This window comes from Limnohabitans sp. YIMB22184, assembly GCF_048020265.1.
GTDB lineage: Bacteria > Pseudomonadota > Gammaproteobacteria > Burkholderiales > Burkholderiaceae_C > Limnohabitans_A.
In genome coordinates this window covers 278,233-299,580 of sequence record NZ_CP171843.1, presented here as the reverse complement: position 1 = coordinate 299,580, position 21,348 = coordinate 278,233, and the positions used below count along the sequence as shown (strand labels likewise).

Below are 21,348 nucleotides of genomic sequence, written 5' to 3'. Positions count from 1 at the left end.
GGCTCGCCTTGAAGGCGTGTGCCAGCAGGCAAACCCCTCACCGAACCCGGCGAAGCAACTCGGCACTCGAAGCATCCAGCCCCACCGTGTCGCCCGACTGAAGGCGCGCATGGATGTCTTTGGCCAGCACCTTGCCCAGCTCCACGCCCCATTGGTCGAAACTGTTGATGCCCCAGACCGAGCCGCTCACAAACACACGGTGTTCCTGCAAGGCGATCAATGCGCCGAGGCTGGCTGGCGTGAGTTCGTCCAGCAGCAAAAAGGTGCTGGGCCGGTTGCCGGTGAAGTCTTTGTGACCGCCTGCATCTGACTGGCCGAGCATCAGTGCCTGCGCCTGTGCAATGGCGTTGGCCAGCAAAAGTTCGTGGTGATCTTTCAGGCTGTGTGTGGGCTTTTTCACCGCGATGAATTCCATCGGCACCACATCGGTGCCCTGGTGCAGCATCTGAAAATAAGCGTGCTGGCCGTTGGTGCCGGGCTCGCCCCACAACACCGGCGAGGTGCCGTACGGCAGGGCCTGGCCATTGCGGTCCACGCGCTTGCCATTGCTCTCCATCTCCAGCTGCTGCAGGTACGCAGGCACCCGGCGCAAGGCACTGTGATACGGGGCAATGGAACGGCTGGTGTAAGCCAGGAAATTACGGTACCAGACATCGAGCAGACCTAGGCGCACTGGCAAATTGGCTTCCAAGGGGAAGGTCTGGAAGTGCTGGTCCATCGCATGCGCCCCGGCCAGCAAACTCTTGAAACCCTGCGCTCCAATGGCGATGGCCACAGGCAAGCCAATGGCGGACCACACCGAATAGCGCCCGCCCACCCAATCCCAGAAACCAAAAGTGGTGGTGATGCCAAACGCGGCCGCAGCCAACACGTTGGTGGTGAGCGCCGCAAAGTGGCGCGACACATCCGTGCCACCCTGCGCCTGAAACCAGGCCAGCGCCGAGCGGGCATTGGTCATGGTTTCGATCGTGGTGAAGGTTTTGGAGGCGATGAGGAACAGGGTGTTCTCGGCCTTCAAACCCTGGAGCACTGCCGCGAGTTCGTGCCCATCGACGTTGGACACGAAATGAAAACGCTTGCCCGGGATCACGAAGTCCTGCAGCGCCAGCACGGCCATCTGCGGGCCCAAGTCCGAGCCGCCAATGCCGATGTTCACCACGTCGGTAATCTGGGCATCGGCGCGCACCTGCTCGGCGTACGCCAACATGGCGTCGAGCGTGGTGTGCACCTGCGCCAGCGGCTCGGCCAGCGCCCCCTGCAGGCTGCCTGCGGGTTGACGCAGCAGCCAATGCATCACGGCGCGGTCTTCGGTGGTGTTGATGTGCTCGCCCCGGAACATCGCATCGCGGTGCGCGGTCAAACCCGTCTGACGCGCCAATTCAAACAAGAGAGCTTCAGTCGCGGCATCGGTGTGGTTTTTTGACAGATCGACAAACACATGGGGGGCTTGCTGACCCAGGGTCTGAACCCTTTGGGCGTCTTGCGCGAACGCCGTGCGCAAGTCAAAACCTGCAAACTCCTGCGCATGGTGTTGAAGGGTTTGCCAGGCGGGCGTGAGGTCACAGCGCATCAGGGTCTTCCAATTTCAGGCCGTCTTCATCAGCACTTCGAGCTTGACAGCGTCTGCACAGAAAGCGCGGATGCCATCGGCCAGCTTTTCGGTGGCCATGGCGTCCTCGTTCAGGGCCAGGCGGAAGGAGGCTTCGTTGTACGCCACAGCGGGCAGATCCATGGTCTGGGCTGCGGCAGCGTCCAATGACAAGCTCAGCGGGGCATCGGTCGCCGCCAGCTGGGCCAACAGCTCGGGGCTGATGGTCAGCAAATCGCAACCGGCCAAAGCCGTGATCTGGCCGATGTTGCGAAACGATGCGCCCATCACCTCGGTTTTGACGCCATGCTTTTTGTAGTGGTTGAAGATGGCACGCACCGATTTCACGCCGGGGTCGTTCGCGCCAGCGTTGTCGGCTTCGACCCAGTTGGGGCCTGCGGCTTTTTTGTACCAGTCGTAGATGCGACCCACAAAGGGCGAAATCAGTTGCACTTGGGCCTGACCACAAGCCACGGCTTGGCAGAACGCAAACAGCAGGGTCAGGTTGCAGCGGATGCCTTCGCGCTCCAACTCGGCCGCGGCCTGGATGCCTTCCCAGGTCGATGCGATCTTGATCAGCACGCGCTCACGCGGGATACCCTGCGCCTCGTACAAAGCCATGATGCGACGCGCCCGCGCCACCGTAGCGGGGGTGTCAAAGCTCAGGCGGGCATCCACTTCGGTGGACACACGGCCGGGAATGGTCTTCAAAATCTCGCAGCCAAAACGCACCAGCAGGTGGTCCATCACCACGTCCAGCGGCTGGCCCCGGTGGGCAGCCACGGTTTCGGCCAGCAGGGGGGCGTATTCGGGTTTTTGCACCGCTTTGAGAATCAGTGACGGGTTGGTCGTCGCGTCCTGCGGCTGGAACTGGGCCAATTGCTTGAAGTCGCCGGTGTCGGCCACCACGGTGGTGAATTGTTTGAGGGCGTCGAGTTGGTTCATGGCGGTTTTTGAAAATCTGGCTTGAATTATCGATGAAACAAAGTTACATTACAAACCAATTTTTCATGTAATTTCAGAACATCATGGCTTTTGATCTGGTTTTCTTCGGCGGCACAGGCGATCTGGTCTGGCGCAAACTCATGCCCGCCCTGTTTCAGGCTTACCGCCACGACAGTCTGCCCGAAGGTGGCCGCATCATCGGTGTGGGCCGTGACGATCTGAGTGACGAACAGTACCGCCAACAAATCCAGTCACGCTTTGAGCAAGTCGAAGGCGACAAACGCCCCAACCCCGAAGAGTTCGCCCGCTTCGCTGCCTTGCTCTGTTATGTGCGCATGGACCTGTCCAAGCCCGAAGCCTACGCAGCACTCGCCAGCCGCTTGGCCGATCGCGAAACCGACCATGTGGTGATGTACCTGTCCACCGCGCCCAGCCTGTTCACCACCGTGTGCGAACAACTGGCCGCCCATGGTCTGAACACCGCCAAAACGCGCATCGTGCTGGAAAAACCACTGGGCCACGACCTGGCCTCCAACCGTGCCATCAACGAGGCGGTGGGCAAGGTCTTCAAAGAGCAGCAGATCTTCCGCATCGACCACTACCTGGGCAAGCCTGCGGTGCAAAACCTGTTTGCGCTGCGCTTTGGCAACGCCCTGTTCGAGCCCCTGTGGCGGCGCGAACACATTGCCAACATCCAGATCACCATGGCCGAAGAGCTGGGCGTGGAAAAGCGCGGCGGCTTTTACGAAACCACCGGTGCCCTGCGCGACATGGTGCAAAACCACGCCCTGCAGTTGCTGTGCGCGATCGCCATGGAGCCGCCCATCAACGCCCACGCCGATGCGATCCGCGACGAAAAGCTCAAGGTGCTGCGCGCCTTGAAGCGCTGGACGCCCGAGACGCTGAGCCAGCACGTCATTCGCGGCCAGTACAGCGCAGGCAATGTGTTCGGCCAGGCTGTGCCCGGCTACCGGGAAGAACAAGGCGTGAGCCCTCAGAGCACGACAGAAACCTTTGTCGCGCTGCGCACCGAGATCGCCAACTGGCGCTGGGCGGGGGTGCCCTTTTACATCCGCACCGGCAAACGCATGGCCTCGCGCGAGGCGCACATCGAGATCAATTTCCGCCAGACGCCGCACGAAATTTTCAAAAGCCCCGTGGGCCATGCCAACAAGCTGGTCATCCACCTGCAACCCAAAGACGGCCTGGAGCTGCACCTGTTTGCCCAAGGCCAGAGCAAACGCGGCGAAGGCAGTGGCGGGGCCACCCTGAGCCCGGTGCACCTGGACCTGGACTTTGACAAGCGCTTTGGCAGCCAGCGCGTGGGCGCTTACGAACGCCTGCTGCTGGACGTGCTCGACGGTCGCCTGAACCTGTTCGTGCGCAGCGATGAACAAGAAGAGGCCTGGCGCTGGGTCGAGCCGATCCTGCAGCACTGGAAGAACGACACCATCGGCCCACGCCCTTATGCCGCAGGCACCTGGGGGCCCAGCGCCTCCAGCGCCATGATCGCGCGTGATGGCTTTTGCTGGTCTGAAGAAATCTGACAAGGAGACCCGCCATGCTTGACCGAATCAAAGCCTCATTGCCCTCATTGGCCCCGGCTGAGCAACGCGTGGGCAAGCTGGTGCTGGCCGACCCCCGTGCCTTTGCCAACCTGCCCGTGACCGAGCTGGCGGATCGCGCCCATGTGAGCAAACCCACCGTGGTGCGCTTTTGCCGCAGCATGGGTTACGACGGCCTGTCAGATTTCAAGCTCAAACTGGCCGGCAGCGTGAGCGAAGGCGTGCCCTTCATCCACCGCAGTGTGGACGTAGACGACAAAACCAGCGACATCGCGGTCAAGGTGATCGACAACACCGTGGCCGCATTTTTGAAGTACCGCAACGACGCGAGTTCTTTCGCGCTGGAGCATGCCGCGCAAGCACTGGCCGCGACACAAAAAACCAACCGCCGCATCGAGTTCTATGGCGTGGGCAACTCCGGCATCGTGGCGCAAGACGCGCAGCACAAATTCTTCCGTCTGGGCGTGAACGCCATCGCCTACAGCGACGGCCACATGCAGGTCATGAGCGCCTCCATGCTCAGGCCAGGCGACTGCGCGGTGATCATCTCCAACTCGGGCCGCACCCGCGACCTGATGGACGCCTGCGACATCGCTAAAAAACAAGGTGCCACAACAATAGTCATCACTGCCAGCGGCTCGCCTCTGGCCAGCGCCGGGCACATCCACCTGACGGCAGACCACCCCGAGGGCTACGACAAATACAGCCCCATGGTCTCGCGATTGCTGCACCTCTTGATCATCGACATCCTGGCCACCACCGTTGCGCTGCGCATTGGCGAAGAACTGCAACCCGTGCTGCGCGACATGAAAAACAACCTGCGCAGCAAGCGCTACACCTGAGACCGAATTCGAACGCAGAAGCGACCTCCCGCAAAGGTCATCCCTCATTCACCCACGCCATGCGGATGGCGGTGCCCCGACCATCACGCAAAGGGCTGCGTACGCTCACCGCCGCACCATGTTGGCTCGCGATTTCTTTCACGATCGCCAGACCCAAACCGCTGCCGGTCACCCCTGAAGGGGCCGCGCGGTAAAAGCGCTCGAACACATGCGCCTGGTGCTCGGGTGCGATGCCCGGGCCATCGTCTTCCACTTCAAACCAACCATGGCCCACGCGCACCGTGATGTGCGTACCCACAGGACCGTGGTGAATCGCGTTGTCGATCAGGTTGCTCAAGGCTTCATGCAGCAGCAGGTCCACACCTTGCACTTCACATTGCACCACCTGTGCCTCCAGCCCCAGGTCGTCGCCCAGCTGGTGAGCCCGCACCAGATGTTCTTGCGTCACGCGCCGTGCCAACGCCACCAGGTCCACGGTTTGCGGGCTGTGCATTTCCCGGGCGTGCTCCACACGGGTCATGGCCAGCAGCTGCTCAGTCAGGCGCACGGCATCTTCGGTGGTTTGGCGCGCAGCGGTCAACAAGGTCTGCGCCTGCTCTGGCTCGGTGTTGCGCTGGGCCAGCGCCAGCTGCGTCTTGAGGGCCGTGAGCGGCGTGCGCAGCTGGTGCGCGGCGTTGTCCAGAAAGCGTTTGCGGATGTCGATCAAGCGCCCCAGCCGATCCAGGTAGCTGTTGAGGGTCTCGATCAGGGGCCGCAACTCGCGCGGCAAGTCCGGCGGCTGGATGGGCGAAAAATCATCGTCGGCCTTGCTCGCCAGTTGCTGACGAAACGCCTCCAGCGGCCGGATGCCGCGCTGCACGCCCCAGATCACCAGACCCGCAGCGGCCAGCAGCAACAAGCCCTGGCTGCCCAAGGTGTCCCACAAAATGTGCTGGATCAGTTGCTGTCGCGCCTCCATGGTTTCGGCCACGGTGATCTTGATCAGCGGATCGGCCAGGCCCGCGTCTTCCATGACGTGCGTGAGCTGCGCCAGGCGCACGGGCTGGTTCAGGTACACCCCATCGTCAAACTGCACCAAGGCAAAGTACTTCACGGCCGACTGCGCACGCACGGGGACATCGGGCAAGGCCGCCACCCCCGCCAGCCACTGACCGCCAGGGGTGGTGACTTTGTAGAACAAACGCGATCCGGTGTGGTTCTCGAACAGGTAGCCCGCAGCCTTCATCACGTCCAGCTGAACGCGGCCATCGCGCCAGGCCAGCTCTTCCGCCAGGGTGCGGGCAGCGAGGTACAGGGACCGGTCGTAGGCCTCGTTGGCCGCCTGCACCGCGTTGCCATAGCCCACCCAGGCGTTCACGCCAATCAGCGCCGCCAAAGGCAGCAAGATCCAGCTGAGCAATCGCCTGCGCAGCGATGCCACGGCACGATTCGTTGGCGCAGGTGTTGGCGTCATGTGGTGCCGACCGGAGAAGTCAACATGTAGCCCATGCCGCGGAAGGTGGTGATCACCACCTCGGGCACACGCCCTTGCGATGCCGCAGACGATTCGAGCTTTTTGCGCAGGCGGTAAATCAGCACCTCCACCGCATCCAGTCCGGTGTCGTCACCCACAAACACTTCGGTGTGCAGCTGCTCTTTGCTCACCGTGCGTTGCGGGGACGACAGCAACACCCGAAGCGCAGCGGCTTCGCGCTGGGTCAGCGCCAACACCTGGCCGTGCAGTTGTGCGGTGCCGTTTTCCGGCTGCATCTCCAGCGGCCCCCACCGCAGCGCGGTGGTTTTGGCGCGGCCATGGCGGCGCAGCAACACCTGCAGCCGGGCTTCGAGTTCGCTCAGATCAAAGGGCTTGGGCAAATAATCGTCAGCGCCCATGTTCAGGCCCAGCACCCGGTCGGGCACGCTGGCACGCGCCGTCAAGACCAGCACCGGCACCGCATCACCCCGCCCCCGCAAAGCCTGCAACACGCTCAAGCCATCTTGCCCGGGCAGCTGCAAATCGAGCAGCACCGCGTCAAAGCCGTGCCCCGGCTGCAGACAAAGGTCGGCCGCATGGCCGTCGGTGGCAAATTCGACCTGCATGCCCCCTTGGCGCAATGCGGTGCCCAGCCACAGGGCAATGTCGGGGGTGTCCTCCACCAGCAGGATTCGGGGCGTCATGGGCGGTTGAGGGTAATTACTGAATGGATTTGACAGGTGATTGACAGCTTGACGCCTGGCACGGCACCAAAATCGTGCCATCTGCCCATGGTGCGTGCCCGGCAGTGGTGTTTTTATTTTCACACAGGAGACCTGCATGTCCATTTCCAAACGCGACTTCCTGGCCCTCGGCGCTGCCGCTGGTGCTTCGTTCACCTTGCCCGCCTGGGCCCAGGCCAAGCCCATGGTCGCCAGCATCAACATGTTTGTGCCCGCAGCCCCCGGTGGCGGCTGGGACGGCACCGCCCGCGCCATGGAGCGCGCCGCCAAGGCGGCAGGCCTGGTGGGCACCATGCAGTTTGAAAACGTCGGCGGCGCAGGCGGCATGGTGGGTCTGCCCCGCTTCGTGAACCAACGCAAAGGCCAGGGCAACACGCTCATGGTGGGCGGCTCGGTCATGATCGGCGCGGGCATTGCCAACAAGAGCCCCGTCACCATCAAGGACGTGACCCCGATTGCCCGCCTGACCGAAGAAGCCGGCGTGATCGTGGTGCCGGCCAACGGCAAGATCAAGACCTGGAAAGAACTGGAAGCGGCCATCAAGGCCAACCCCAAGGCCGTGTCGGTCGCGGGTGGCAGCGCAGGCGGCACCGACCACCTGATTTTGGGCATGTTGATCAAGGCCTTGGGCAAGAACCCCCGCGAAGCCGCTTATGTGGCCTTTGCGGGCGGTGGCCCTGCCAACGCCGCCATTTTGGGTGGCCAGGTGTCGGCGGGTATCTCGGGCTATTCCGAATTCGAAGAACAAATCAAGGCTGGCCGCATGATCCCGCTGGCCGTGTCCGGCAAGCGCCGCATCCCCGGCGTGAGCGTGCCCACCCTGACCGAGCTGGGTGTGAACGTGACCGAGTCCAACTGGCGCGGCGTGTTCGCGCCCCCCGGCATCTCGGCCGCGCAGCGCGAAGCCATGATCGACTTTGTGACCAAGCTCAATGCATCGGCACCGTGGAAGCAAGAGTTGGAAACACGCAAGTGGACCGACGCCTTCATGACCGAGCGCCCCTTTGAGCGCGACCTGGCCAAGGACATTGCCGAGAAGGAAGTTCTGATGAAAGAACTGGGCCTGGCATGACGCCGCTTCGCGTCGCCCTCTTGCTGGTCGCCCTGTGCGGGGTGGCCGCCTGGCAAGTCACGGTCATCCCTGAATCCCTGATGCAGATGACCGTGGGCCCGACATTGGCCCCCGGCGTGATCGTGGCCGCGCTCAGCCTGTTTGCCGTGCTCTACGGCATCAGCGCCTGGCGCGGTCGCCAGACCGACGAAAGTGAAGCGCCAGACCAGTCGCCTTTGCCCGGCGCCAACGCCCGGGTGCTCAGCTTGCTGGGCGGCGGCTTGGCCTTCATCGCCTTGGTCATCCCTTTGGGCTTTGTCATCCCCGGCACCTTGTGCGGCATGGGGGTGGCGCGTGCGTTTGACGCACCGCTGGGCCTCAAGTCTGCGCTCATCTGCGCGGCGATTGCCAGCACGTTCTGGTTTGTGTTTGCCCAATTGCTGGGCGTGGGTTTGGGCCCTGCACTGCCCTGGTTGATTTGAATCGGATTCCCCATGGAAGCTTTTGACGCCCTGATGGGTGGCTTTGCCGTTGCCTTGCAACCCACCACCTTGATGTGGGGCTTTGTGGGCTGCTTTGTTGGCACGCTGGTCGGCGTGTTGCCCGGCATTGGCCCGGCGCTGACCATCGCCTTGCTGTTGCCCCTCACCTACCACGTGCCCGCCACCAGCATGTTCGTCATGTTCGCGGGCATTTACTACGGCGCGGCCTATGGCGGCTCCACCACCTCGATTTTGCTCAACACCCCGGGCGAGTCTGCGGCGGTGGTCACCGCGCTCGAAGGCAACAAAATGGCCCGCCGAGGCCGCGCTGGCCAGGCCTTGGCCACGGCGGCCATCGGCAGCTTTGTGGCCGGCACCATCGGCACGCTGGCCCTGACCTTCGTCGCCCCTTGGGTGGTCGAAGCGGCGCTGGCTTTTGGCCCTGCCGAATACTTCAGCCTGATGGTGTTGTCGGTGGTCGCGGTCTCGGCCGTGCTGGGCAACTCCATGCTGCGCGGCCTGGTCGCGTTGGGCCTGGGCCTGCTGCTGGGCATGGTGGGTGTGGACCTGCAAACCGGTCAGCCCCGCTTCACCTTTGGCCGCCCTGAATTGCTGGACGGCATCGAGGTGACCGTGGCCGCTGTGGGTCTGTTTGCCGTGGGCGAAGCGCTGTACCTGGCCTGGCAAGGCCGTGAGTCCAAAGGCGGCGAAGTCATGAAGCTCTCCGGCAGTCTGTGGATGAGCAAGAGCGACTGGGCACGCTCATGGAAAGCCTGGTTCCGTGGCGCATTCTTTGGTTTCCCTATTGGGGCCATGCCTGCAGGCGGAGCCGAATTGCCCACGCTGCTGTCGTATTACACCGAGAAAAAACTTTCCAAACACCCCGAAGAATTTGGCCACGGCGCCATCGAAGGTGTGGCAGGTCCCGAAGCCGCCAACAACGCCGCTGCGGCGGGTGTGCTCATGCCCTTGCTGACCCTGGGCATCCCCACCTCGGCCACGGCGGCCATCATGCTGTCGGCCTTTGAAGGCTACGGCATCCAGACCGGCCCACAACTCTTCAGCCAACAAGGCAGCCTGGTGTGGACGCTGATCGCCAGCCTCTACATCGGCAACGTGATTTTGTTGGTGCTCAACCTGCCGCTGGTCAGCCTGTGGGTCAAGCTGCTCAAGATCCCGCCGCCCTGGCTCTACGCGGGCATCATCGTCATCTCGACGGCGGGCGTGTACGGTGCAGGCAACTCGGTATTCAACGTCGGCTTGCTGTTTGTCTTTGGCCTGCTGGGCTACATCATGCGGCGCTTCGACTTCCCGGCGGCCCCGCTGATCGTGGGTTTGATTCTGGCACCTCTGGGCGAGCAATCCATGCGCCAGGCGCTGACCATCAGCCAAGGCGAGTGGTCCACTTTCTTTACACGGCCTTTGTCGGGTGCCTTGATGGCCGTCGCCGCGCTGCTGCTGATCGTGCCACCGCTGTGGAAGCGCTACCGCGCTGGGCGATAAAGAACGCTACGGGCAGACCCATTTGCAAGCCCGCGCACGCGGGTGTGCATGCGAATGAGCTGCCTCAGCAATCAAGCCTTCTTCTTGGATGTGCGCCGACTTTGCAACATGGCCACATTCATCTCACCATCCAGCGCCGACGCGTAAAAGCGCTCGATCATCTGCACCGACGTACGGGCATTGCGAGCCAACGTCAACATGTCAATGCCTTGCCCGTACAAAAGGCGAAACATGATCGAGGTATGGCGAAGGCAATACAGCGTGCGCAAGCGGCCTGAGGTGTCTTCGGGTGCCACGCCTGCTTCACGCATGACCCACTTGAACCAGAAGCCCAGCACTGCCAAGGCGTAATTGCGGTCTTTTTCTGCGGGTAAAAATACATAGTCATCGGGCCCACCAAAACCCTCTCGCTGGGCCTTGGCCAAGGCCGCTTCGTACACCCGCACTGCGGGACTCAGGGTCACCATCGGTGCATCGTGGCGCTTGGTCTCTGGCAGTGTCATGCGCAGATACAAGCTGGCGCCACGCACCACTTGCACATGCTTGTGTTTGAGCTGGCGCAAATCACCAGGCCTCACAAAACTGTTGACCATGAACCGGATCGCCCAGGCCATGTCAGGCGGCAAGCTCAAATGCCTCGGCTGCACCCAAAACCGATCTCTTTTCAGGGTCGAGGCTTTGACCTCTGGCGCTTTGCCACCCCTTCTGCACAAACGGTTGGCCGTGCGCACCACTGCCGCGTACTCCCTCAAACTCAGCATGGACCGAGGCTGACTGGCCACCTTGATGCTGGGCAACTCCGGCACTTCCCGCAAAAAACCGTGACGAATCGCCAGCTTGAGCAGCTTGCGCACCACCACCAGGTATTGCGAAACGGTGGTCGAGCTGAGCTGACTGTCGGTCAGCCGCTTCACAAAGGCGTCCATCATCATGGGCGTCACCTGGGACGGCGGGATGTATTTGAAATGCGGCAACACATGCGCATCCAGGCGATTCTTCAAAATACCCACCGATGCGGCACTCAACTCACCACGCTGAACGCGCTGTTTTTCTTGCGCCAAGAGCTGCTCGGACAGCACGTCAAAACTGTTGTTTCGCATGGCACCTTGCGTCAGAACCGACTCGGTCATGGCCGAGTGCTGGCGCCTGACGCTTCGCGCAGGCGGGGAAGGCTCCGCTGCATGCGCCAGATACTCGGTAGAGAGATCCTGATTAATATTTTTATTTTTTCTAATAAATATATCACCGTCAGTTTTTATATTGCCGAAATTTGATAACTTGCTCCACGCATCTGGACTCACCACATAAAAAACAGGTTGGTTGGCATCCAAAATGGCGACAGCAGACGCGCCAGAGGCGCCCACAACGGTCATGGGCTGGTTCAAAAAGTCATCGAGACTGGCGCACAAAGAGCCAAAAAGCGGCCGAACGGTCATAGCTAGAGATGTATAGAGTGACGGATCTGATGTTAACTCTTTATTCGCAAATAATGCAAAAAATGTAGCTGCTCTGGCTACATTGGCAGCCGCAACTGGCGCTATGGCTCAATCCACCGTGACTTTGTTCGGTGGTGCTGACCTGAACTACCGCAACGTGACCACTGGCACAAACAAGTTCCAGGGCATGGCTCAAGACGGTATCTACTCCAGCCGTTTCGGCGTGATGGGTACTGAAGACCTGGGCGGCGGCTTGAAGGCAGGCTTCCACTTCGAAGGCGGCATGAACCCTGACGTCGGCACATCCGGCAAGTTTGACTTCCAACGCAAGTCCACCATCGGTGTGTCCGGTGGCTTCGGTGAAGTGCGTTTGGGCCGTGACTACACCCCACTGTTTACGATCGCTGGCATTGCTGATCCATTTGGCACCAACGGTGTGGGTTCTTCTTACAACCTGGCCAACGGCATGGTTTTTGACAATACCGACGCAACTCTGACGCCTGCCCAACAGATTGCTGACAATGCTGCGTTGACAACAGCAACCGGTGGCTTTGCTACCTTGGTTGGCAACACTGTGACATTGAGCGACTCTAATGCTGTTCGTGCCAACAACAGCATTGCTTACTACAGCCCATCGTTCAGTGGTTTCACTGCTGGCTTGATGTACAGCTTCGGTGCAGAAAACACCGGTACAACCAACCGCAATGCAACAAAAATGACCAGCTTGAAGCTGCAATACGGTAATGGTCCATTGACTGTCGCTTTCGGCAATCAATCGAGCAAAGGTACAACTGACACAGCTAAGCTGGCAACGAACTTCTTGGCTGGTTCCTATGACTTCGGCATGGCCAAGTTGAGCGCTGGTTACAAAACAGACAAGCTGACTTTTGTTGGTGGCGGCGACTCCGGCACCATTAAGTCGACTATCTTGGGGGTGTCCGCTCCAGTGGGTGCTGTGACTTTGAAGGCTTCTTACGTTGCACGTAAAGCGGACAGCGACAAAGTGGGCAACCAGTTCGCCTTGGGCGCTGTGTATGACCTGAGCAAGCGCACTTCCGTGTACGGCACATACGCTGTCCTGAAGAACGAAGCTGGCTACGGCAACACTGTCGGTTCCGCAGCTGCCAGCGACTTCACTGGCTTGAAGTCCAAAGGCTTCGAAGCTGGCGTCAAGCACTCATTCTAATTTGAGGCTGGCGCAAGCCAGCTGAGTGTTAAAAGCTTAAAAACCCACCGTGGCAACACGGTGGGTTTTTTCTGGTATCTGTACCTTGAGTTTTGTGAACCTGACTCAATGCATCAATGCTTCACGCTGTCGGATGACTGCCTCATGCATTTTCTGGCATGTCGCGCGCCGAATATCAAATGACTCAATCAGTGTGGGCCACTGGTCCACCACTTCGAGCATGGCGTCCAGCCTTTGCGCTGCCCACCTTGCATCGAGGCCGCCTTGCTGAGCCAATTTCGTCAAATGACTGCGGGTGATGTTCAGCCCTTCTCCGCAAACGTCCATCTGGTGCTCGCCGCCGGGCCCTTCGCTGTACGTGAGGTCAAAACACGGGGCCAGCTTCCAGTGACGTTGCGCATCCATGCGGTAGGCCAGGTTTTTGGCATGGTCATCCCGGTTGTGAAACAGTACATTGAAAACCGCCCGTTCAAACGCCTTTTGCACCTCACGCTCATCGCGCGTGATCATGCGTGTGGCGCGTAAAAAAGTCGTGTAGTCCACCGCCGACGGAATCCTGAAGTCAGCGTGCAGAAAACCCGCCAGAGAGTGGATCGGGACACGCAAGCCCTGCGCCAGATCGAACCGTTCAATGCCCAGTGCCGCGTGTTGAGGGCTCAAATCGAACACGCGTGTGGTGGGCACATCCAGACCACATGCGCTGGCCAGTTGCGCATAAAACGCTTCGACGGCACACACTTCTTTGTGCTCACCCAAGGCCTGAAATTTGACCAACCAGCCTGACCCCGATGGCATGGGTGTCGTGCTCATACGCGTCGTCGCCGGATCGTAGAACACCAAAACTTTGGGCCTGGCCCCCTGCGGGGAGCCGCCCAGCATGGCCAGCTTTTGAAGGGTTTGAGTGTCCTCGCCTTGCATAACCAGCGCTGTTTCGTTGGCCAAGGCGACAAGATCCACCGCATCGGGTAAGACATCGCCCTGTGTGTCAGGCTCATAGGTGAGTGCCCCCAGCCCACGATAACCAATGAAGCTCAAGCGATCCAGCGGTGAACACTGTTCAGGCCGAAGCCCTTGCTTTCTGAACAGCTTGTCCATGAGCAGCATGCCCCAGCCATCGGGCAAGGAGTCTGCAAACAGGCCTGGCAAGCGCCAAAAATGCCTTGGAAAATCGCCCATGGCCTGTTTTTGCAAGGGCAAATGCCTCGGTGACAAGTCCAGGCCTTCATTCAAGGCTTGAGCCGAATACTCAAAAAGAAGATGCTGCCCATCGTCGGCCAATGTGCCCAAAAGCCAGTTTTCGCCCCAGCCTTCATAACGGACTTGCACTTTTTTCACGGCGTTGCCTTCGGAATACGGCGCGTGCGAGAGACACGCTGGCGAGCCGGTTTTTGTTGCTGCACCATGTCCGCAATGGACGCGACAACGGGTTTGAACAAGGGCTGCAATTGCCCCTCCTGACCGAGACACTGGACCAGTTTGATCCAGGCGATCACCGAAGCTTTGCCCGTGTTTTCGAGCGTGTTGAGTGTGCTGCGAGACACGCCCATGCGCTCGGCCATGTCGGCTTGGGCAATCTCTTTTTGAATCCGCAGGCGTTTCAATCGCTGCGCCAAGGCCAGAGATATTTCCTCGGCCGAAGAGAAGTTAAAGTCTAAAAATTCGGTCATTGAATAAAATATTAAATAATAATGTCCAATATTATATTCATTAATTAAAGTACCTTGATGAAATCTAACTTGATGTCCGGGTACCGTGATTGCAGGTACGCTGCGCCGCGCGCACATCGGCTTACCCAACCTTTGCCACTGCTTTGAATCATTTCCCATGCCTCATCCAAGGCATCTGGTTCGTTGTCCTGGAGATAAGCAATCAGGCTCGCTGCCTGTGCGATGTCTTTCTGGGCTTTGACTTGTAACTCGGGTGGGCGTTCTCCAAAAACGATCAATTTGTGCAGGGCGTACCGTTCTGCTTTGGGCACATTGACGACAACCGGACCATTGCGTGAAATCAAGACAGCCTGCATGGTTGCGTCCATTGAAAAATTCATGAATTGAAGGGGCTGCATGCTCAGGTTCAGAGCATGGACGCGGACAGGGGCATCGGTGGTGTTGACCTTGGGCGTCACAAAATCCAGCTGCAGATCAGGCTCATCTTGCTTGGTGAATGTCGTTTGCGATACGTTGGGGATGAAACCCATTTCCAAAGACTCGATCGCACTGCGTGCATCCATTTCGAGCCCGTCGGGCAGCGCAATGGAGAGGTTGTTACCAGGATGGGCAAAGTCGATGTCCAGCGTTTGATTGCCTTCCGTCCAACGGATGCCAAAGTGATTTTGATAGGCTAAAAAAGCATGCGTTCCAATGAGGATGCCACCGGCATGGAAAAAACCATGGTCAGCCAATCTCTGCAGTATCCGGTAATGGGTGCGGCCTATGGCGTTTGCCCCCAGTTCAATGGCGGAGCGGCATAAACGGCCCAGGTGTGCCAATGCCTCGGTGTGCGAAGGCTGCGCCTTGAAGGCTGTAATCAATCCCCTCAAGCTTTCCGAGTCATTGCCCAGGTAAATTTGTCTGGTTTTTCCATCTAAAGACTTGAACTGGTAGTACCAATAAGTCATTTTTCCCAGTTTTTTGTGGGTAAATCCACCAGGCAAATCTGCCACCGTGCGGTTCAGACTGAGGGTCTGAGCCGCAGGCACCAGGTTGGCAAAGGCTGCCTGTGCCGAGGCCGGCAACTGTTCGTACCAGCGCTGCATCTTATACTCCCAAATATAAATTGGGTAGTATAAGCATGCGCACACTGCAAAGCAATGGCGTTCAAGTCCGCGTCACACCACCGCGTGACAAGCGATCTTGATGCCTTTGAAGTCGCGCAGCGGCGGGCGCTCGGCGCGGCAGATGTCGGTGGCCTGCGGGCAGCGGGGATGGAAGGTGCAGCCGCTCGGTGGGTTGAGCGGATTGGGCACTTCGCCTTGCACCGGGGTGCGGGCGCGGCCGGTGTCGTGCATCTTGGGGATCGCGTCCAGCAGCATCTTGGTGTAGGGGTGCTGCGGGTTTGAGAACAAAGTCTGTTTGTCGGCCAACTCCACCAAGCGGCCCAAGTACATCACGCCCACCTGGTCGCTCACATGACGCACCACGGCGAGGTTGTGGCTGATGAACAAGTAGGTCAGACCCCGCTCGCGTTGCAGGTCTTTCATGATGTTGAGCACCTGCGCCTGCACGCTCACGTCAAGCGCCGAGGTCGGCTCGTCGCACACCAGAAACTCCGGCGCGGTGGCCAGAGCACGGGCAATCGAGATGCGTTGTCGCTGGCCGCCCGAAAACTGGTGCGGGTACTTGACCATGTCGAGCGGTGACAGACCGACCGATTTGAGCAATTCGGCCACACGGGCTTTGAGCTCTTCGGCATCGCTGATCAGGCCGTGCTCTTTGAGCGGCTCGCCAATGATGTTGTCCACCGTCCAGCGCGGGTTCAGGCTGGCATAGGGGTCCTGAAAAATCATCTGAATGCGCTGACGCATTTGCCGTGCATCGGATGATTTGAACGCGGCGTGCGCGTCTTGGCCGTCGAAAGTCAGGCCGCCGCGTGTGGGCTCATACAAACCCACCAGCAGGCGGGCCACGGTGCTTTTGCCGCAACCGGACTCGCCCACCAGGGCCAGGGTTTTGCCGCGCTCGATCTCGAAGCTCACGCCATCGACGGCGTTGAGCATCTGGCGCGGTTTGCGCTCGATCACACGGTTGAGCCAGGGGGCCGACACATCAAAGGTTTTGGCCAGGTCGTGCGCGACGACCAAGGGCTTTTTATCGCTCATGCCGCGCTCCCATCGTGCAGCCAGCAAGCGGCCTGGTTGGCACCCGCCTGAACCAATTCGGGTCGGTCTTGGCGGCAGCGGTCAAAGGCTTTGGGGCAGCGCGGGTTGAAGGCGCAGCCTTGCGGGATGGCGTTCAGGCGCGGCATGGCGCCGTCAATCTGGTTCAAACGTTCGCGGTCACTGTCCATGTCGGGGATCGAGGCCATCAGGCCTGCGGTGTAAGGGTGGGCCGGGTGGTTGATGACCTGGTGCACCGGGCCGATTTCGGCCACGCGCCCGGCGTACAACACGGCCACGCGGTCACAGGTCTCTGCGATCACACCCATGTCGTGCGTGATCAACATGACGGCAGCGCCCCGGTCTTTGCAGACCTTTTTGAGCAAGCTGATGATCTGCGCCTGGATCGACACGTCGAGGGCGGTGGTCGGCTCGTCTGCCACAATCAGTTGCGGTTCGGCAGCCAAGGCCAAGGCGATCACCACACGCTGGCGCATGCCGCCCGAAAACTGGTGCGGGTAGTGGTCGATGCGCTCTTCGGCCGCCGAAATACCAGTGTCCTTGAGCAGCTGAATAGCGCGTTGCCGTGCCTCTTGCGGCGTGACCGGTAGGTGGGCAAGAATGGTTTCGGTCAGTTGCCGCCCAATGGAGTACAGCGGGTTGAGCGAGGTCAGCGGGTCCTGAAAAATCGCGCCGATCTTGCGGCCCCGGATGTGGCGCATTTGATCGGCATTCAGGTGGTCGATGCGCTGGCCTTCCAGCAAGATTTGCCCCCCGGCCACGCGGCCTGGCGGCTCCAGCAGGCCAATGATGGCCGCACCCGTGAGCGACTTGCCCGCGCCCGACTCGCCCACCACACCCAAAATTTCACCCGGTGCAATGTCGAAAGAAATATCGTCCAATGCACGCAGCGTGCCGTGGCGACTGGGGAATTCCACCACCAGGTTTTTGACTTGTAAAAGACTCATCGCAATCTCGGATTCAGCGCGTCGCGCAACCAGTCACCCAACAAGTTGACGGACAAGGCGATCAGCACCAGCATCAGGCCCGGGAAAATCGTGATCCACCACTCCCCCGAGAACAAATAGTCGTTGCCCACACGAATGAGCGTGCCCAGTGATGGCGAAGTAGGCGGTGCGCCCACCCCCAAAAATGACAGCGTGGCCTCGGTGATGATGGCCGTGGCCACCTGGATGGTGGCCAACACCATGACCGGCCCCATCACGTTGGGTAGCACATGCTTGACCATGATGCGCAGGGGCGCCACACCCGTCACGCGGGCGGCTTGCACATATTCCTTGTTGCGCTCCACCAGCGTGGTGCCACGCACGGTTCGGGCGTATTGCACCCATCCGGTGAGCGAGATCGACAGGATCAACACGCCAAAAGCCAGGGACTCGTGTGCATTGGGGAACAAGGCCCGGCCCACCCCCGCGATCAACAACGCAACCAAAATGGCTGGGAAGGACAGCATCACATCGCACAAGCGCATGAGCAAGGCGTCGATCCAGCCGCCTTTGAAACCCGCCAGCAAGCCCAGGCCCACGCCCACGACCACCGACAACACCACCGAGGCCAAGCCCACCACCAAAGAAATGCGCGAGCCGTAAATCAGGGCAGACAAAATGTCGCGCCCCTGATCATCGGTACCGAGCAAAAACTTGGTGCTGCCGCCCTCCATCCAGGCCGGGGGCAAGCGGGCGTCGCTCAGCTCCAGGGTGGCCAGATCAAACGGGTTGGTGGGCGAGACCCAGCCGGCAAAAATCGAACAAAAAAGACAAACGAAGGCAATGCCAGCCGCCACCATCGCCGTGGGCGACTGGCGGAAGCTGTAACCGACATCGCTGTTCAGCCAGCGTTTCAATGCGTTCATGGATTACTTGATGGTGATGGACTTGAACGGCATGAAGTTGTCGCCGCGCTGCACCAGCGTGACCTTCTTGCTGGTGCCCCAGGCCAGCGCTTGCTGGTGCAGCGGCAAGTGGCCAATGTCGGCGCTGTGCAGTTCAAAGGACTCGCGGATCATGGCGTTGCGCTTGGCCTGGTCGGTCTCGCCTTGCACCTTGATCATCAACTCGTCAACCTTGGGGTTGCAGTAAGCGCCCAGGTTGAACTGGCCTGCGCCCTTGTCGTCGGGGCAGCGCATCAGCGCGTTCAGGGCGTTGTGTGCGTCGTAGGTGCTGGGGGTCCAACCCAACAAATAGAAGCTGGTGTCACGGCGCAAGATCTTGGGGAAGTAGGTGCCTTTGGTCTCGGCCTTGAGGTTGACCTTCACGCCCACACGCGCCAGGTTGGCGGCCACGGCTTCGCAGATCTGGCCATCGTTCACATAGCGGTCGTTTGGGCAGTTCATGTCCACCGAGAAGCCTGTGGGGTAACCTGCTTCGGCCAGCAGCTTTTTGGAGGCTTCGGGGTCAAAGGGCAGGCGCTTGTTCAGGTCGGCGCTGTAGCCGTTGATGCCGGGCCCCACCATCAAGGCGCTGGGGTTGGAGGCGCCACGCATCACGGTGCGCTTGATGCCTTCGATGTCGATGGCCTGGTAGAAGGCTTGGCGCACACGCTTGTCCTTGAAGGGGTTCTTGCCCTTCACGCTGGAGTAGAGCAACTCGTCACGCTTTTGGTCCATGCCCAAAAAGATGGTGCGCAGTTCCGGGGCCACCAGGGCGCGGGTGTTGGCGCCCGCATTGATGCGCGGCACGTCCTGCACCGGCACGGGTTCCATGATGTCGATCTCGCCCGACAGCAAAGCCGCCACGCGGGTGGGATCGTTGGCAATGACGGAGAAGATCACCTCGTCCACATTGCCGTCGATCTTGCCCCAGTAATTGCCGTTGCGGACAAAAGTGGTGCGCACATTCGGCTGGCGCTCGCGCAGGCGATAAGGGCCTGTGCCGTTGGCGCGGAAAGAAGCCGCGTTTTCAATGCCCTTGCGACGGTCCACCGGGCGCGTGGCCTGGTTGTCCTCACACCACTTCTTGCTCATGATGTAAACGGTCGACAAGACGTTGGGCAAGATGGGGAACGGGGCCTTAGTTTCGATCTCAATGGTGTGGCTGTTGATCTTGCGCACTTCCTTGATGTCGTTGGTGTTGCTGCGCATGTCAGAGCCTTCGCCTGCAGCGCGGTTGATCGAGAACACCACGTCGTCGGCGGTGAACGGCGTGTCGTCGTGGAAGCGCACGTTCTTGCGCAGCTCGAAACGCCACACAGTGGGCGATGTCTGCTTCCATGAAGAGGCCAGGCCGGGTTCAAACTTCAAGTCTTTGCTCACGGCCACCAGCGATTCGTAGACGTTGTTGGTCACGCTCAGTTGCAGTGACTCGTTGAGCGAATGCGGGTCCATCGACAAGGCGTCGCCCTGGTTGGCGATGCGCACCGTGGCCGCGTGTGCAGCGCCCAAGGACAAGGTCGAGACGATGGCCGCAGCCACCAGCGAGCGGGAGAGTTTGGAAGTGCGCATGAGAAAACTCCTGAGGTTGAAAGTGAAAACGGTCAAGACTTGACCGTGGTGCCCATGGGCAAGGCCTGCTCCACCAAACTGGCGTGCAAGGCCGCGCCCAAAGACAGGATCTCGTCGTTGAAATCGTAACGGCTGTTGTGCAGCGGATGAGGGCCGGGGCCGTGTGGCAGGCCTTGGCCGATGCGGATGTACGCCCCAGGCTTGGCCTGGAGCATGAAGGAAAAATCTTCGCCGCCCATGCTGGGCAGCATGTTGCGCCAGACCTTGTCTTCGCCCACCAAGCTGGCCGCCACATCGCAGGCAAACTGCGCTTCGGGCACGGTGTTCACCGTGGCGGGGTAGACGCGCTCGTAAGTCAATTCGGCCGATGCGCCAAAGCCCTGGGCGATGCCGGTGCACAAAGAGCGCAGACGGTCTTCGATCTGGTCTTGCACACCCTCGCTGTAAGTGCGCACCGTGCCCACCAAAGTCACCTCGCCCGGGATCACGCTCATCGCACCCGGATGGCCGCCCTGCATCGAGCAGATGCTGACCACCGCTTGATCAAAGGCCGACAGGTTACGGGCCACCACGCTTTGCGCGGCGGTGATGATGTGGCCTGCCACCAGCACGGGGTCAACCGCCTGATGCGGGCGGGCACCGTGGCCACCTTTGCCGCGAATGTGGATCTCGATCCGGTCCACCGCCGCCTGCATGGGGCCAGGGGTGATGCCGATCACGCCCAAAGGCGTTTCGGGGGAGTTGTGTTGGGCGTAGACCTGCTCACACGGAAAGCGCTCGAACAAGCCGTCTTCCATCATGGCGCGGGCACCCGCGTAGCCTTCTTCGCCGGGCTGAAAAATCAGCACGGCCGTGCCGTCAAAGCGCCGGGTTTCGGCCAAATAGCGCGCAGCGCCCATCAGCATGGCGGTGTGGCCGTCGTGACCGCAGCCATGCATGAGACCGGGCTTGGACGATTTCCAGGTGCATTCGTTGAACTCGGTCAGGGGCAGCGCATCCATGTCGGCCCGCAGGCCAATCATGCGGCCCGGGTTGCTGGCCGAGCGGCCCTGACCATGCACCAAGGCCACCACACCGGTTTTGCCGATGCCCGTGTGGATGCTGTCCACACCGCAAACCTTGAGCATCTCGGCCACGCGGGCTGAGGTGTAGACCTCTTCAAAGCCCAGCTCGGGGTTGGCGTGCAGGTCGCGCCTGAAAGCCGTCAACTCCGGGTGGAACTGGGCGATGCGTGCAAACGCCGCGCCCCGCCCCAAGACTGACTGCAAAGAAGCGCCCAT

The 21,348-nt window shown here is 60.5% G+C and carries 19 protein-coding genes; 6 read left to right on the top strand and 13 right to left on the bottom strand.

Going from position 1 to position 21,348, the window contains the following annotated elements; all coding sequences use genetic code 11:
- Positions 1-37: 37 nt before the first annotated feature.
- Both pgi and tal read right to left on the bottom strand, forming a co-directional pair.
- Entirely contained in the window at positions 38-1,570 is a 1,533-nt protein-coding gene (gene pgi, locus ACHEXL_RS01325) for a glucose-6-phosphate isomerase (protein ID WP_416560272.1), read from the bottom strand.
- A gap of 15 nt (positions 1,571-1,585) precedes the next feature.
- Positions 1,586-2,533 (bottom strand): transaldolase, encoded by a 948-nt coding sequence (gene tal / locus ACHEXL_RS01320; RefSeq protein WP_416560271.1) that lies wholly within the window; start codon positions 2,531-2,533, stop codon positions 1,586-1,588.
- Positions 2,534-2,616: 83 nt separating this feature from the next.
- On the opposite strand from tal, the gene zwf reads away from it, so the two are divergent.
- Positions 2,617-4,080 (top strand): glucose-6-phosphate dehydrogenase, encoded by a 1,464-nt coding sequence (gene zwf, locus ACHEXL_RS01315; RefSeq protein WP_416560270.1) that lies wholly within the window; start codon positions 2,617-2,619, stop codon positions 4,078-4,080.
- Positions 4,081-4,094: 14 nt separating this feature from the next.
- Positions 4,095-4,940: a MurR/RpiR family transcriptional regulator gene (locus ACHEXL_RS01310; protein WP_416560269.1), complete on the top strand. Its 846-nt coding sequence runs from the start codon at positions 4,095-4,097 to the stop codon at positions 4,938-4,940.
- Between the two features lie 37 nt (positions 4,941-4,977).
- On the opposite strand, the gene ACHEXL_RS01305 is transcribed toward ACHEXL_RS01310, so the two are convergent.
- Positions 4,978-6,393, bottom strand: coding sequence for a sensor histidine kinase (locus ACHEXL_RS01305; RefSeq protein WP_416560268.1), 1,416 nt, complete (start codon positions 6,391-6,393; stop codon positions 4,978-4,980).
- Positions 6,390-7,097, bottom strand: a complete 708-nt coding sequence (locus tag ACHEXL_RS01300) for a response regulator transcription factor (RefSeq protein ID WP_416560267.1) — start codon at positions 7,095-7,097, stop codon at positions 6,390-6,392. Before ACHEXL_RS01300 ends, ACHEXL_RS01305 begins: the two co-directional genes overlap by 4 nt.
- Before the next feature lie 136 nt (positions 7,098-7,233).
- Here ACHEXL_RS01300 and ACHEXL_RS01295 point away from each other — a divergent pair, with 136 nt between their 5' ends.
- The 3 genes from ACHEXL_RS01295 to ACHEXL_RS01285 are packed head-to-tail and all read left to right on the top strand — an operon-like array spanning position 7,234 to position 10,172.
- Positions 7,234-8,208 (top strand): Bug family tripartite tricarboxylate transporter substrate binding protein, encoded by a 975-nt coding sequence (locus tag ACHEXL_RS01295; protein WP_416560266.1) that lies wholly within the window; start codon positions 7,234-7,236, stop codon positions 8,206-8,208.
- Positions 8,205-8,669 (top strand): tripartite tricarboxylate transporter TctB family protein, encoded by a 465-nt coding sequence (locus tag ACHEXL_RS01290; protein WP_291926464.1) that lies wholly within the window; start codon positions 8,205-8,207, stop codon positions 8,667-8,669. The genes ACHEXL_RS01295 and ACHEXL_RS01290 overlap by 4 nt, the downstream gene beginning before the upstream one ends.
- Positions 8,670-8,681: 12 nt before the next feature.
- Positions 8,682-10,172: a tripartite tricarboxylate transporter permease gene (locus ACHEXL_RS01285; RefSeq protein WP_416560265.1), complete on the top strand. Its 1,491-nt coding sequence runs from the start codon at positions 8,682-8,684 to the stop codon at positions 10,170-10,172.
- A gap of 71 nt (positions 10,173-10,243) precedes the next feature.
- Here the strand turns inward: ACHEXL_RS01285 and ACHEXL_RS01280 are convergent, their stop codons facing one another.
- Positions 10,244-11,302: a phage integrase SAM-like domain-containing protein gene (locus ACHEXL_RS01280; RefSeq protein WP_416560264.1), complete on the bottom strand. Its 1,059-nt coding sequence runs from the start codon at positions 11,300-11,302 to the stop codon at positions 10,244-10,246.
- A gap of 388 nt (positions 11,303-11,690) precedes the next feature.
- Here ACHEXL_RS01280 and ACHEXL_RS01275 point away from each other — a divergent pair, with 388 nt between their 5' ends.
- Complete coding sequence (locus ACHEXL_RS01275) at positions 11,691-12,794, top strand: porin (RefSeq protein WP_416560263.1); 1,104 nt, start codon at positions 11,691-11,693, stop codon at positions 12,792-12,794.
- Between the two features lie 105 nt (positions 12,795-12,899).
- Here the strand turns inward: ACHEXL_RS01275 and ACHEXL_RS01270 are convergent, their stop codons facing one another.
- The 8 genes from ACHEXL_RS01270 to ACHEXL_RS01235 all read right to left on the bottom strand — a co-directional run bounded on the left by ACHEXL_RS01270 (position 12,900) and on the right by ACHEXL_RS01235 (position 21,348).
- Positions 12,900-14,129, bottom strand: coding sequence for a type II toxin-antitoxin system HipA family toxin (locus ACHEXL_RS01270; RefSeq protein WP_416560262.1), 1,230 nt, complete (start codon positions 14,127-14,129; stop codon positions 12,900-12,902).
- The gene (locus ACHEXL_RS01265) at positions 14,126-14,461 is read right to left on the bottom strand and encodes a helix-turn-helix transcriptional regulator (RefSeq protein ID WP_416560261.1); all 336 of its coding nucleotides are present in this window, start codon (positions 14,459-14,461) and stop codon (positions 14,126-14,128) included. Before ACHEXL_RS01265 ends, ACHEXL_RS01270 begins: the two co-directional genes overlap by 4 nt.
- Positions 14,462-14,505: 44 nt before the next feature.
- Positions 14,506-15,549, bottom strand: a complete 1,044-nt coding sequence (locus tag ACHEXL_RS01260) for a GSU2403 family nucleotidyltransferase fold protein (protein ID WP_416560260.1) — start codon at positions 15,547-15,549, stop codon at positions 14,506-14,508.
- A gap of 72 nt (positions 15,550-15,621) precedes the next feature.
- A complete protein-coding gene (locus tag ACHEXL_RS01255; protein ID WP_416560259.1) occupies positions 15,622-16,611 on the bottom strand; it encodes an ABC transporter ATP-binding protein in 990 nt (329 codons plus the stop codon).
- Positions 16,608-17,576: an ABC transporter ATP-binding protein gene (locus ACHEXL_RS01250; protein ID WP_108428385.1), complete on the bottom strand. Its 969-nt coding sequence runs from the start codon at positions 17,574-17,576 to the stop codon at positions 16,608-16,610. The genes ACHEXL_RS01255 and ACHEXL_RS01250 overlap by 4 nt, the downstream gene beginning before the upstream one ends.
- Positions 17,573-18,481, bottom strand: a complete 909-nt coding sequence (locus ACHEXL_RS01245; protein WP_416560258.1) for an ABC transporter permease — start codon at positions 18,479-18,481, stop codon at positions 17,573-17,575. The genes ACHEXL_RS01250 and ACHEXL_RS01245 overlap by 4 nt, the downstream gene beginning before the upstream one ends.
- A gap of 3 nt (positions 18,482-18,484) precedes the next feature.
- Positions 18,485-20,068: an ABC transporter substrate-binding protein gene (locus ACHEXL_RS01240; RefSeq protein ID WP_416560257.1), complete on the bottom strand. Its 1,584-nt coding sequence runs from the start codon at positions 20,066-20,068 to the stop codon at positions 18,485-18,487.
- Between the two features lie 32 nt (positions 20,069-20,100).
- Positions 20,101-21,348, bottom strand: coding sequence for a M20 aminoacylase family protein (locus ACHEXL_RS01235; RefSeq protein WP_416560256.1), 1,248 nt, complete (start codon positions 21,346-21,348; stop codon positions 20,101-20,103).